Here is a 12531-nt window from a genome sequence, read left to right on the forward strand (position 1 = left end):
AATTACGCTTCGTCCTTTTTCACTGCCTGACGTTCGGCCAGACGGCTTTCGAGGTAGTGAATGCTCGTGCCGCCCTCGACGAACTTCGCGTCGAGCATCAGCTCGCGGTGCAGCGGGATGTTGGTCTGGATGCCTTCGACCACCATTTCCGAGAGCGCGATGCGCATGCGCTGAATGGCCTGCTCGCGCGTGGCGCCGTAGGTGATCAGCTTGCCGATCATCGAATCATAGTTCGGCGGCACAAAATAGCCATTGTAGGCATGCGAGTCGACGCGCACGCCAGGACCGCCCGGCATGTGCCACGACGTGAGACGGCCCGGCGACGGCGTGAACTTGAACGGATCTTCCGCGTTGATACGGCACTCGATCGCGTGGCCCTTCAGCTGGATGTCGCGCTGGCGGAACGAGAGCTTCTCGCCCGCGGCGATGCGGATCTGCTCCTGCACGATGTCGATGCCTGTGATCAGCTCGGTGACCGGGTGCTCGACCTGCACGCGCGTGTTCATCTCGATGAAGTAGAACTCGCCGTTTTCATACAGGAACTCGAACGTGCCCGCGCCGAGGTAGCCCATCTTTTTGCACGCGTCGGCGCAACGATCGCCGATGCGATCGAGCAGGCGGCGCGCGATGCCCGGCGCCGGCGCTTCCTCGATCACCTTCTGGTGGCGGCGCTGCATGGAGCAGTCGCGCTCGCCGAGCCACACGGCGTTCTTGAACGAGTCCGCGAGAATCTGGATCTCGATGTGACGCGGGTTCTCGAGGTACTTCTCCATGTAGACCTGCGGATTGCCGAACGCACGGCCGGCTTCCTCGCGGGTCATGTTGACCGCGTTCACGAGCGCCGCTTCCGTGTGCACGACACGCATGCCGCGGCCGCCGCCGCCGCCCGCCGCCTTGATGATGACGGGGTAGCCGATCGCGCGGGCGATCTTCACGATTTCCTTCGGATCGTCGGGCAGTGCGCCTTCCGAGCCCGGCACGCAGGGCACGCCGGTCTTGATCATGGTCTGCTTCGCCGTGACCTTGTCGCCCATCATGCGGATCGTTTCCGGGCGCGGGCCGATGAAGGTGAAGCCCGACTGCTCGACACGCTCGGCGAAGTCGGCGTTCTCGGAGAGGAAGCCGTAGCCTGGGTGGATCGCTTCTGCGTCGGTGACTTCGGCCGCGCTGATGAGCGCCGGCATGTTCAGGTAGCTCAGGTTCGAAGGCGCCGGGCCGATACAGACCGCCTCGTCCGCGAGCTTCACGTACTTGGCTTCCTTGTCGGCTTCCGAATAGACGACGACCGTCTTGACGCCGAGTTCGCGGCACGCGCGCTGGATGCGGAGCGCGATTTCGCCACGATTGGCAATGAGGATTTTTTCAAACATGGTGGGTATTCGACTCATCAAAGGGCGTCGCAAGTCGTATGTGCGTACGCCTCAGAGGATCGGTCGCGTGCGTCGCCGTCATGGGGCGCCAAACGCGACAAACGCGGCGCGGCCAAAAAAGCAGGCCGCCGCCGCGCGCAGAAAAGCTTAGGCGATCACGTAGAGCGGCTGGCCGTATTCAACTGCCTGGCCGTTCTCGACGAGGATTTCCTTGACCACGCCGGACGTGTCCGACTCGATCTCGTTGAGCAGCTTCATCGCTTCGATGATGCAAAGCGTCTGGCCTTCCTTGACCGTGTCGCCAACCTGGACGAACGGGTCGGCGCCCGGCGACGGCGCGCGGTAGAACGTGCCCACCATCGGCGAGGTCACGATATGGCCTTGCGGCACAGCGGGCGCTGCGGGGGCGGCTGCGGCAGCGTCGCCGACATGGGCGGGCGCTGCGAGCGGAGCGCCCATCATCGGCGCCCCGTATTGCGCGGGGCCCGGCTGCACGTAAACGGGCGGCGCGTTCTTGACGATGCGCACCTTGCCTTCACCCTCGGTCACTTCGAGCTCCGAGATGCCCGATTCGGAGACGAGGTCGATCAGAGTCTTCAGCTTACGTAGATCCATGGTGCAGCCCCTTTTACTTTGAATACGTGAAGTGCCGGGGCGCGCGCGTCCCGACACGGGTTGTTGTTCAGGTATTGACGGTCATCCGGCGCAGGAATCAGGCCGCCGACCGGGCAGCGAGCCGGTCGAGCGCGTATTCGAGCGCGTAGAGATAACCCTTCCAGCCGAGGCCGCAAATCACACCTTCGGCCTGGTCGGAAAAATACGAATGGTGCCGGAAGGACTCGCGGCGATGCACGTTCGACAGGTGAATCTCGACGAATGGGATGCCGACACCTGCCAGCGCATCACGGATCGCGACGCTCGTATGCGTGTACGCGGCCGGGTTGATCAGGATGAAGTCGGTCTGCTCGGTGCGGGCCGACTGAATGCGGTCGACCAGCGCGCCTTCGTGGTTGCTCTGGAAGGTCGCGAGCTCGACGCCGGCGTCCGCCGCGCGGTCCGAGAGCGCCTGATCGATCTGCGGCAGCGTCACGCGCCCGTACACCTCCGGTTCCCGGGTGCCGAGAAGATTGAGGTTGGGGCCGTGCAGAACCAGCAGTCGCGTCATGGTCGCTTCTTTTTCCGTGGAATTGCGCGAACTTTAGCGCCGATTAGAGAATTTTGTCTAGTTTTCCGATAAGACGATATGGCCCCGACCATGCCTTGCGGCGAGGGTCCGGGCCGATCTTCAGTCAAATGACAGGATTCACACGGCAAAATCTGCGCTACGGCGCTTAAGATTGTCCCAAATATTCCGCTGCGTCAAAGCGCGTCGAGCGTGCGTCGAAGCTCGTCCGGCTTGATTTGCCCTAATTTTGTCGAACGAACGGCGCCGTTCGCGTCGATTACCACCGTGTAAGGTAAGCCGCCTGCGTTGTTGCCGAATGCGCGCGCGACGTCCGCGCCGCCGAAGCCGGCGATGTAGATCGGGTAATCGACTGGCACCTTCTTGAGGAACGTCTTGATGTTCGCGGCCGAATCCACGCCTACGCCGACGAACTGAATCCCCTTCTTCGCGTATTCACGCTGGAGCGCCGAAAGCTCCGGCATTTCCTCGACACACGGGCCGCACCAGGAGGCCCAGAAGTTGACCACGATCGGCCGGCCCTTGTAGATGGCGAGCGATTGCGCCTTGCCGTCCGGGTTCGTGACCGCCGCCGACCAGAGCTGGCCGACCGCATTCTGCTTGCCGCTCGCCGAGGCCGCGCTTACCGAGGCCGCGTCGGCCACGCCGGCGCTGCCGCTCGTGGCCCAGTGCCCAGCCAGTATGCCGCCGCCTGCGGCGATTGCCGCCACTGCGACGCCGGCCAGAATCCGCTTCGTATTCATCGCTGCCGTCTTCAGGTTGTAGAAGAAGTGGCGCCGCTCTCGTCGATCAGCGCCTGGAGGGCCTGCGCATTGGCGCGCGGCAGCCTGCCACGCGCGTCGGCGCGCACGGCGCCGCGCAAGTCGTCCGTATTGTAGAGTGCAACGTGTATGCCCACCGGCTCCTCGGCGCGCGACGGACGCCACATGAAGCTGAGTGTCTCCACGAGGCCGCGCGCCGCGAAATGGCGCGTTTCCGACACGTCGTACTGCACGTTCGCGTTCAGGAGCCAGATCGCGACATCCTTCGCGTTGTCACAAAAAATCTGCAGATGGATGTCGGAGTGCTCGCCCGCCGTGCCGTTGAGCACCGCGCCGGTCAGGAACGGATTGAACGCCTCGAGCCGCTGCATCCATTCGAGCGCGATCTCGCGCAGGCGGCGCAGCACGGCCGGCTGGCTGTCGCTCTGAAAGAGGGCCTGATATTCGCGGATCTCTTCCTCGATCTGATCGTTGTCGGGCAGCCAGGTGCCTTCGATACGCGTCTCCCCCACGACCTGCCGGGCCGCCTTGCGTTTGGCGGTGGCGTAGTCGAGGCCGTCCTCGGCGATCATCCTTGCTGCCGCGATGGCGATTTCCTCGCGCACGCGCTGGGGATCGAAATGTGATCTGCGAACCATCCTTTAATGATACTAGAGATCGCCCTGGGCTCCTGCAGGCGGCCACTGCGCCGCACCCGCCGCCGGGGTGGTCAGGGATTTTCCGTCGCCGTGAGAGCCTTGGTCGAGCCAATAGGGCTCGGGGCCTCGGGTACAATACCCGTCTTTGCTGCGGCGGCGCAGGGCTGCCGTCGTTCCAGCTTCTCCATCCTTTTCAACCGATCAATCCGATCAACGGGTTCACGACGCCCGCGCGGCGCGACAGGCTTATGCACATCCATATCCTCGGCATCTGCGGCACGTTCATGGGCGGACTCGCGGTGCTCGCGCGCAGCGCGGGCCACACGGTGACCGGCTGCGACGCCGGCGTGTACCCGCCGATGAGCACCCAGCTCGAAGCGCAGGGCATCCGCCTCATCGAGGGTTACGATGCGAGCCAGACTGAACTCAAGCCCGATCTCTACGTGATCGGCAACGTGGTCACGCGCGGCAACCCTCTGATGGAGGAGATCCTCAATCGCGGCTTGCCGTACACGTCGGGTCCGCAGTGGCTCGGCGAACACGTGCTGCGCGACAAGTGGGTGCTCGCGGTGGCGGGCACGCACGGCAAAACCACCACGAGCTCGATGCTCACGTGGCTGCTCGAAGACGCGGGCCTGAATCCCGGCTTCCTGATCGGCGGCGTGCCGCTCAATTTCGGCGTGTCGGCGCGCCTGACCGATTCGAGCTTCTTCGTGATCGAAGCCGACGAGTACGACACGGCGTTCTTCGACAAGCGCTCGAAGTTCGTTCATTACCGTACGCGCACGGCGCTGCTCAACAACCTCGAATTCGATCACGCCGACATCTTCCCCGATCTCGCGGCGATCGAAACGCAGTTTCATCATCTCGTGCGCACGATTCCGGGCGTTGGCCGCATCGTCACGAACGGCCGCTCGGACGCGCTCGAACGCGTGCTCACGCGCGGTGTATGGAGCGACGTGGAGCGCTTCGGCGTGGATGGCGGCTGGCAGGCGCTGCCCGCTGAAGACGGCGTGGCGGTGGACGAGCGCTTCGCCGTCTATCACAACAGCGAACGTGCAGGCGTGGTGGACTGGCAGATCCAGGGCGAACACAACCGCCTGAATGCGCTCGCGGCGATTGCCGCCGCGCGCAGCGTGGGCGTGCCGCCCGCGCAGGCCGCCGCCTCGCTCGCCACGTTCCGCAACGTGAAGCGCCGCATGGAAGTGCGCGGGAGCGTTGACGGCGTGACCGTCTACGACGACTTCGCGCACCATCCCACGGCCATCGAAACGACGATCGCCGGCCTGCGCACGCGCGTCGGCCACGAAAACACGCGCATCCTCGCCGTGCTGGAGCCGCGCTCGAACACGATGAAGCTCGGCGTGATGAAGGCGCAGCTGCCCGCGAGTCTCGCCGACGCCGACCTCGTGTTCGGCTACGGCGCACCGAGCGGCAAGGATGCGCTCGGCTGGGACCTCGTTGGCGCACTGGCCCCGCTCGGCGAAAAGGCTCGCGCTTTCCACGATCTCGAAGCGCTCGTGAAGGCGGTCGCCGCAGCCGCACGCCCCGGCGACCAGGTGCTCGTGATGAGCAACGGCGGTTTCGGCGGCGTGCATCAAAAGCTGCTCGACGCGCTCTCGGCACGGAGCGCGGCGTGATCGTCTATCTGCACGGCTTTCGCTCGTCGCCCCAGTCGTTCAAGGCGCGCCTGCTGGCGGCGCGCATGGCCGAGCTGGGACGCAGCGGCGAATGGCTGTGCCCGACGCTGCCGGTGTCGCCGCAGGAGGCCATTGCGCTCGCCGAGCAGGAGATCGGCGCGCAATTGAAGCCGGGCGAGCGCGTCACGCTCATCGGCAGTTCGCTCGGCGGCTACTTTGCCACGCATCTCGCGCAAAAGCATGGCTGGCGCGCTGCGCTCTTGAACCCCGCCGTGGTGCCTGACCGCGATCTGTCGAAGTATCTCGGCGAGCAGCCGCTCTGGCACGGCGGCGGCAGCATCGTCGTCGAACCGCGTCATCTGGAAGAATTGCGCGCGCTGGCCGTTACGAAGGTGACGCAACCCGCGCGCTACTATCTGATCGCGGCGACCGGCGACGAAGTGCTCGATTACCGCGAGATGCTCGCGCACTATCCGGGTGTGCCCACACACCTGATCGAAGGCAGCGATCATGGCATCAGCGAGTTCGCAGATTACGTCGACGAAGTGATCCGTTTCTGCGATGCCGCTTGATGCGTGCGAACGCCTATATGTATACAGCACCGCCCGCGCGCCGCGCCGGCGGTCGAAGCAAGTCTGAACGAGAGTATTGAGTGAACGTTTTCTTTGAGGAATCGGGCAGTTTCAAGGCCGGCAGCGTGCTGTCGCGCCAGGGCGATGCGTTTCAGGTCGAGCTGCCGGGCGGGCGGCGCGCCAAGGTGCGCGCCAAAGACGTGTTGATCGAGTTCGAGAAGCCGGCTGCGGGCGAGCTGCTGGAGCAGGCGGACGCCGCCGCCCAGGAGATCGATCTGGATTTCCTGTGGGAGTGCGCGCCCGCCGATGAATTCGCCTACACGGCGCTTGCGAGCGAGTATTTCGGCGAAACCTACGGCCCGGTCGAGCGCGCCGCGCTCGTGCTGCGCCTGCATGGCTCCCCCGTGTACTTTCGCCGCAAGGGGCGCGGCCAGTATCAGCGCGCGCCTGAAGAGCAGCTCAAGATGGCGCTGGCCTCGCTCGAGCGCAAGCGTCAGCAGGCTCTGGTGCAGGCCGGTTACGAAGAGGAGCTGAAGGCGGGTGAACTGCCCGAGGCGTTCAAGGGCCGAGCGCTCGGACTCCTCACGAAGCCCGACAAGAATTCCATCGAGTACAAGGCGCTCGAAGCGGCGGCCGCCGCGCGCGGCATTTCGATGCCGCGCCTCATGCTCGAAAACGGTGGCATTGCTTCGCCGCGCGCGCTGCACGAGGCACGCTTCCTCGCGGACTTCTTCCCGCACGGCACGGGTTTCCCGCCCGTCGAAGTGGGCACGCTGCCCGAGGATCTGCCTGACGCCGCCGAGCACGTGCAGGCGTTTTCGATCGACGACGTCACCACGACCGAAATCGACGACGCATTCTCGATCGAGCACCTGGCCGACGGCCGCGTGCGCATCGGCATTCACATCGCGGCGCCTGCGCTTGGCATCCAGCGCGGCGACACGGCGGACACGATCGCGCGCACGCGCCTTTCGACGGTCTACATGCCTGGCGACAAGATCACGATGCTGCCCGACGATTTCGTCGACGCGTTCACGCTCAAGGAAGGCGGTCTGCGTCCGGCGCTTTCGCTCTACTGCATCGTGAACCGTGAGACGCAGGAGATCGTCGCGACCGAAACGCGCGCCGAGCGCGTGTTCGTGAAGAGCAATCTGCGTCACAACACGCTCGACGAAGTCGTCACCGAAGAGACGCTCGCAGCGGGAACGGGCGAGTATCCGCACAAGGACGACATCGCCGTGCTGTGGCCGTTCGCGCAGGCGCTGTTCGAGAAGCGCCAGCAGGCGCGCGCCGGTTACGGCCTGCGTCGCGAAGTCCAGCGCAACACCGACTTCAACTTCTACGTGGAAGGCGAGCATGTGACCATCTCGCCGCGCCGTCGCGGCTCGCCGCTCGACCTGATCGTCGCGGAACTGGCGATTCTCGCGAACTCCACGTGGGGCGCCTTCCTGCACGATCACGGCGTGCCGGGCATCTATCGCTCGCAGCGCGCGTTCGGCGCGCCGACCGGTCCCAAGCGCACGCGTATGCAAACCAACGCCGCGCCGCACGAAGGACTCGGCGTCGCGCAGTATGCGTGGAGCACGTCGCCGCTGCGCCGCTATGTGGACCTCGTGAACCAGTGGCAGTTGCTCGCTTGCGTGGAGCACGGCGTGGCCGCCAAGCTCGTCGCGCCGTTCAAGCCCAAGGATGCCGATCTCTTCGCCGTCGTGCAGGGCTTCGACGAGACCTACACCGCTTACGCCGATCACCAGCGCCGCATGGAGTACTTCTGGTGCCTGCGCTGGCTGCAGCAGGAAATGCGCGGTGAGGGCGGGCGCGAGGCGCGCCGCGAATTCCCGGCGAGCGTGGTGAAGGACGACCTGGTGCGTTTCGAAGAAGTGCCGCTGCTCATGCACGTACTCGCGCTTGGCGTGCATGCGCGCGGCACGCGTCTGATGATGGAAGTGCTGTCGATCGACGAGTTGACCATCGAGGCTTCGGTGCGCATGCTGCGCGTGCTCGATGCGCCCGTCGTGACGAGCGGCGAGCAGGCCGAAGAGGATGCGGGCGAAGACGAAGAGCTGATCGAAACCGCCGACGAGTCCGCACAAAGCGAAGCGGAAGCCGTCGCGGAAGCGGGCGTTGGCGAAGGCGAGGCGGCAAGCGATGCACCCGCCGCAGAAGAGCAATCGAGCGAACGGCACGCTACGGAGCCGCGCGAATGAGTGCCAGCGAGTCGAAGCCGGTTGCGCACGCCGACCGCTACGCCGTTGTCGGCAACCCGGTGGCGCACAGCAAGTCGCCGTACATCCACGCGCAGTTCGCGCTGCAAACGGGCGAGCGCGTCGAATACGACCGCCTGCTCGCGCCGCTAGACGGTTTCGTCGAGCACGTGCAGGCGTTTCACGCGGCGGGCGGCCGCGGCCTGAACGTGACCGTGCCGTTCAAGCTCGAAGCGCACGCGCTCGCGCACAAGCTCTCGCCGCGCGCGGCGGCGGCGGGCGCGGTGAACACGCTGCGCTTCGACGCAGACGGCATCTTCGGCGACAACACCGACGGCTTCGGCCTCGTGCGCGACATCGAGGTGAACCTCGGCGTTGCGCTCGAAGGCGCACGCGTGCTGCTGCTCGGCGCGGGCGGCGCGGCGCGCGGCGTCGTGCTGCCGATGCTCGAGCGCCGGCCGCGCGAGATCACCATCGTGAACCGCACGGCGCCCAAGGCGCACGCGCTCATCGAGCAGTTCACCGGCGCGGCGGGCGAGTTCGGCTGCCTCCTCAACGGCGGCGGTCCTGAGGCTGTCGATTGCGACCCGGTCGATCCCAGGCCCTACGACGTGATCGTGAACGCGACGGCGGGCAGCCTCGATGCGGCTTTGCCCGAGTGTGACGAGCGTGCGTTTGGCACCGGCACGCTCGCTTACGACATGATGTACGGCGCGCAGCCCACCGTGTTCATGCGCCACGCGCAGGCACTTGGCGCGCGCGCGGCCGACGGCCTCGGCATGCTGGTCGAGCAGGCCGCCGAGTCGTTCTTCGTGTGGCGCGGCGTGCGGCCCGAGGGCGCGCCGGTGCTGGCGGCGTTGCGCGCGCAACTCGCCGCGCAGGCCGCGTAACGCTCAGCGCCTCTCGCACACAACGGAGACGACGCCATGCGCAGGCAAGCCATCGGTGCGCAGGCCGCGGCGGTCGCGAGCGGCAGCGGGCGGCGCGCGCAGTCGCGCAAGCGTCCTGGCGCGCTGCGCTGGCTGATCTGGATCGTCTCGGTGTTCGCCATTGCGTGGATCGTCACGCAACTCTTCTACTTCGCGCAAATCGCGACCTGGAACTTCGTCGATCCGCAAACCACGGCGTTCATGCGCACCGACGCCGCGCGTCTTTCCGCCGACCGCCCCGGTCTCTCGATCCAGCACGAATGGGTGCCGTACGACCAGATCTCGCGCAACCTGAAGCGCGCGATCATCGCGTCCGAGGACGCGAACTTCGTCAACAACAACGGCTACGAAACCGACGCCATCCTCCAGGCGTGGGAAAAGAACAAGCAGCGCGGCCATATCGTGCGCGGCGGTTCGACCATCACGCAGCAACTCGCGCGCAACCTGTTCCTCTCGCGCGAGCAGAGCTACATCCGCAAGGGCCAGGAGTTCATCATCACGTGGATGCTGCAGACGCTGCTCGACAAGGAGCGCATCTTCGAGATTTATCTGAATTCGGTGGAGTGGGGCAACGGCGTGTACGGCGCGCAAGCTGCCGCGCGTTACTACTACCGCACGAGCGCTGCGAAGCTCACGCCGTGGCAGTCGGCGCGGCTCGCGGTGATGCTGCCGCGTCCCAAGTACTTCGACGAGCATCGCAACTCGGCGTATCTCGCGCAGCGCACCGCGGTGATTGCGCGGCGCATGGGGGCGGCTGAGTTGCCGCATTAAAGCGCCAGCGAATCGCCACGCCCATGAAAAACGCGCCGTCTTTGCGGCGCGTTTTGCTTTGGCGTTTCGCCTGATCGAAAGACTGCGGCGATCCTGCCCTTACTGGCGCGCGAGCCGCGCGTTATCCGGCATCGGCATGTTGAAGTTGGTGCGAAACGGATTGATGTCGAGGCCGCCGCGCCGCGTGTAGCGCGCATAGACGGCGAGCCGGTCCGGTTTGCACTCGCGCAGGATGTCCATGAAGATGCGCTCGGCGCACTGCTCGTGAAAGCCCGTGTGATTGCGGTACGAGATGATGTAGCGCAAGAGGCCAGCCTGATCGATCTGCGGCCCGACGTAGTGGATCTGCACGCTGCCCCAGTCGGGCTGGCCCGTCACCGGGCAGTTCGACTTGAGCAGGTTCGAGATCAGCGTTTCTTCCACCGGGGCTTCGTCGAAGGCCGCCTTAAGAAGCGTCGGCTCCGGGTGATAGATTTCCGTGTCGAGATCGAGGCGGTCGAGCGAGAGCCCGTCGAATTCCTCGAACGGAATCTTGCCGAATCCGCCCGGCTGATCGAACTTCACCGAAACCGATGCACCGCAAGCCGCCGTCACATCGCGCTTGATCGTGTCGCGCACCACGTCGGCGGATTCAAACGGCGTTTGCGCGAACGAGCCCAGATAGAGCTTGAACGACTTCGATTCGATGATGTTCGGCGAGTCGGCGGGAATGAAGAACGTGGCGATCGCGATCTGCGGCTTGCCGCGCGCGTTGAGCCACGAAAGCTCGTAGGCGTTCCAGATATCGCTGCCGAAGAACGGCAGTTGCGCGCCTATGCCGATCTGTTCGCGCGCACCCGCGCGCGGGATCGGGAACAGGAGCGAAGCGTCGTATTGCTCGGTGTAGGTGGAGGCCTTGCCGAGCGGAGATTGATCGGGAGTCATGATGCGTTGGCTTCGGTTGCGAGATTGCTCACGCCGCTCGCCACGTGCCCGGTGGCCGTGACCGAGCGCGCGGATTCGCAGTGGCGGATCTGGTCGTCGAAGAAAAAATCGGGTTCGAACTCGCGCAGGAACGGGCCTTTGTCGAGTCCGCCAAGGAACATCGCTTCGTCGATCTCGATGTTCCAGGCCATCAGCGTCCGGATTGCACGCTCGTGCGCGGGCGCGGAGCGCGCGGTGACGAGGGCGGTGCGGATGCGCATTTGCGCGTTTGCGTCGGCGAGCTTCTGCAGACGGTTGAGCGCCGCCAGCAGCGGCTGGAGCGGACCTTGCGCGAGTGGCAGTTCGCGGTTGTCGCGCTCGTGGCTCACGAAGGCACCGAGGCCATCACGCTGGAAAATCTGCTCGGCTTCGTCGGAAAAGAGCACCGCATCGCCGTCGAACGCGATGCGAATCTCGTGCGCGTTGCGTTCCGCCATTGTCGCCGATTCCGGAAAGACGCGTGCGGCGGGGAAACCGGCGTCGAGCGCGCTCTTCACGTCCGCCGGGTTCGCGGAGAGAAACAGCGACGCATTGAGCGGCTTGAGGTAATGCCAGGGCTCGCGCCCGCGCGTGAAGACGCCGCGCTGAATGTCGAGCCCGTGCTCGCGGCACGAGCTGAACGCGCGCAGACCGCTGATGGGATCGCTGCGCGAGAGGATCACGACTTCCACGTGATGCGCGCCGTCATTAAGCGCGAGCAGCTTGCGGATCAGCGCGAACGCCACGCCTGGCCGCGCGGGCACGTTCAGGCGCCCGCGCTGGAGGGCCTCGTAGGCTTGCAGGTCGCCGGCCTCGAACACGTGGTTTTCCTCCTCGAAATCGAAGAGCGCACGCGACGAAATGGCGACGACGAGCTTGTCGGAAAGCGAAACGGACACGATTGCGGCTCGTTACGCGAGGAACAACCGATACGCCGGATTGCTCGTCTCTTCCCAGTGCGGATAACCGAGCGTGGCAAGGAAGCGGCGGAACTCGGCGTCTTCGGCGGCGGGCACCTGGATGCCCACCAGAATCGAGCTGTAGTCGGCGCCCTGATTGCGGTAGTGGAACAGACTGATGTTCCAGTTCGGCGCCATCGACGAAAGGAAGCGCATGAGCGCGCCCGGGCGCTCCGGAAACTCGAAGCGGAACAGGCGTTCGTCGTGCGCGAGCGGCGAGCGCCCGCCCACCATGTAGCGGATGTGCTGCTTGGACAGCTCGTCGCCGGTCAGATCGACGCTTGGAAAGCCGTGATCGACGAAGGTCTTCGCGATCTGCTGCGACTCGCCGCGGTTGCGGATCTGCACGCCCACGAAGATGTGCGCGCGCTCGGCGTCGTCGATGCGGTAGTTGAACTCGGTCACGCTGCGCGTGCCGACCAGCTCGCAGAAGCGCTTGAAGCTGCCGCGCTCCTCGGGGATCGTCACCGCGAACACCGCTTCGCGCGCCTCGCCCACCTCGGCGCGCTCGGCCACGAAGCGCATGCGGTCGAAGTTCATGTTCGCGCCCGAGGTGATCGCC

General features: G+C 65.5%; 12 protein-coding genes and 1 pseudogene. 5 read left to right on the forward strand and 8 right to left on the reverse strand.

Translation table 11 applies throughout. The features are described from left to right. Positions 1-2: 2 nt before the first annotated feature. From accC to M3A49_RS34805, 5 genes are all read right to left on the reverse strand, one after another. The gene (accC, locus tag M3A49_RS34785; protein WP_028214031.1) at positions 3-1370 is read right to left on the reverse strand and encodes an acetyl-CoA carboxylase biotin carboxylase subunit; all 1368 of its coding nucleotides are present in this window, start codon (positions 1368-1370) and stop codon (positions 3-5) included. A 147-nt stretch (positions 1371-1517) separates the two neighbouring features. Further along, positions 1518-1985 (reverse strand): acetyl-CoA carboxylase biotin carboxyl carrier protein, encoded by a 468-nt coding sequence (accB, locus tag M3A49_RS34790; RefSeq protein WP_254356850.1) that lies wholly within the window; start codon positions 1983-1985, stop codon positions 1518-1520. 97 nt (positions 1986-2082) lie between these two features. Next, positions 2083-2535, reverse strand: a complete 453-nt coding sequence (gene aroQ / locus M3A49_RS34795; protein WP_042270394.1) for a type II 3-dehydroquinate dehydratase — start codon at positions 2533-2535, stop codon at positions 2083-2085. A gap of 194 nt (positions 2536-2729) precedes the next feature. Continuing rightward, complete coding sequence (locus M3A49_RS34800) at positions 2730-3296, reverse strand: TlpA family protein disulfide reductase (protein ID WP_028207833.1); 567 nt, start codon at positions 3294-3296, stop codon at positions 2730-2732. Positions 3297-3307: 11 nt separating this feature from the next. Continuing rightward, positions 3308-3952, reverse strand: a complete 645-nt coding sequence (locus M3A49_RS34805) for a UDP-N-acetylmuramate--alanine ligase (protein WP_254343917.1) — start codon at positions 3950-3952, stop codon at positions 3308-3310. A gap of 248 nt (positions 3953-4200) precedes the next feature. On the opposite strand from M3A49_RS34805, the gene mpl reads away from it, so the two are divergent. The 5 genes from mpl to mtgA all read left to right on the forward strand — a co-directional run bounded on the left by mpl (position 4201) and on the right by mtgA (position 10068). Beyond that, positions 4201-5592: a UDP-N-acetylmuramate:L-alanyl-gamma-D-glutamyl-meso-diaminopimelate ligase gene (gene mpl, locus M3A49_RS34810; protein WP_266232939.1), complete on the forward strand. Its 1392-nt coding sequence runs from the start codon at positions 4201-4203 to the stop codon at positions 5590-5592. Next, positions 5589-6164, forward strand: a complete 576-nt coding sequence (locus M3A49_RS34815) for a YqiA/YcfP family alpha/beta fold hydrolase (RefSeq protein WP_266232940.1) — start codon at positions 5589-5591, stop codon at positions 6162-6164. Before mpl ends, M3A49_RS34815 begins: the two co-directional genes overlap by 4 nt. A gap of 80 nt (positions 6165-6244) precedes the next feature. Next, positions 6245-8371 (forward strand): ribonuclease catalytic domain-containing protein, encoded by a 2127-nt coding sequence (locus M3A49_RS34820; protein WP_266232941.1) that lies wholly within the window; start codon positions 6245-6247, stop codon positions 8369-8371. Continuing rightward, on the forward strand, positions 8368-9258 hold the full coding sequence (gene aroE / locus M3A49_RS34825; RefSeq protein WP_266232942.1) for a shikimate dehydrogenase: 891 nt from the start codon (positions 8368-8370) through the stop codon (positions 9256-9258). Before M3A49_RS34820 ends, aroE begins: the two co-directional genes overlap by 4 nt. A 36-nt stretch (positions 9259-9294) precedes the next feature. Continuing rightward, positions 9295-10068, forward strand: coding sequence for a monofunctional biosynthetic peptidoglycan transglycosylase (mtgA, locus tag M3A49_RS34830; RefSeq protein WP_266232943.1), 774 nt, complete (start codon positions 9295-9297; stop codon positions 10066-10068). A 99-nt stretch (positions 10069-10167) separates the two neighbouring features. Here mtgA and queF read toward each other — a convergent pair whose 3' ends face one another. The 3 genes and pseudogenes from queF to M3A49_RS34845 all read right to left on the reverse strand — a co-directional run. Then, a complete protein-coding gene (gene queF, locus M3A49_RS34835; protein ID WP_254356844.1) occupies positions 10168-10992 on the reverse strand; it encodes an NADPH-dependent 7-cyano-7-deazaguanine reductase QueF in 825 nt (274 codons plus the stop codon). Then, entirely contained in the window at positions 10989-11909 is a 921-nt protein-coding gene (locus M3A49_RS34840; RefSeq protein WP_266232944.1) for a 5'-nucleotidase, read from the reverse strand. The genes queF and M3A49_RS34840 overlap by 4 nt, the downstream gene beginning before the upstream one ends. 12 nt (positions 11910-11921) lie before the next feature. Continuing rightward, positions 11922-12531, reverse strand: a pseudogene (locus tag M3A49_RS34845) (threonine ammonia-lyase, biosynthetic); the annotation flags it as partial.

Origin of the sequence: Paraburkholderia sp. CNPSo 3076, from assembly GCF_026343935.1 — a bacterium.
Classification (GTDB): Bacteria; Pseudomonadota; Gammaproteobacteria; order Burkholderiales; family Burkholderiaceae; genus Paraburkholderia; species Paraburkholderia nodosa.

Coding starts and splice junctions, on each gene's coding strand:
- mtgA (WP_266232943.1), top strand. CDS start 9,295: ATGCGCAGGCAAGCCATCGGTGCGCAGGCCGCGGCGGTCGCGAGCGGC.
- mpl (WP_266232939.1), top strand. CDS start 4,201: ATGCACATCCATATCCTCGGCATCTGCGGCACGTTCATGGGCGGACTC.
- queF (WP_254356844.1), bottom strand. CDS start 10,992: ATGACTCCCGATCAATCTCCGCTCGGCAAGGCCTCCACCTACACCGAG.
- accB (WP_254356850.1), bottom strand. CDS start 1,985: ATGGATCTACGTAAGCTGAAGACTCTGATCGACCTCGTCTCCGAATCG.
- aroQ (WP_042270394.1), bottom strand. CDS start 2,535: ATGACGCGACTGCTGGTTCTGCACGGCCCCAACCTCAATCTTCTCGGC.
- M3A49_RS34800 (WP_028207833.1), bottom strand. CDS start 3,296: ATGAATACGAAGCGGATTCTGGCCGGCGTCGCAGTGGCGGCAATCGCC.
- accC (WP_028214031.1), bottom strand. CDS start 1,370: ATGTTTGAAAAAATCCTCATTGCCAATCGTGGCGAAATCGCGCTCCGC.
- M3A49_RS34805 (WP_254343917.1), bottom strand. CDS start 3,952: ATGGTTCGCAGATCACATTTCGATCCCCAGCGCGTGCGCGAGGAAATC.
- aroE (WP_266232942.1), top strand. CDS start 8,368: ATGAGTGCCAGCGAGTCGAAGCCGGTTGCGCACGCCGACCGCTACGCC.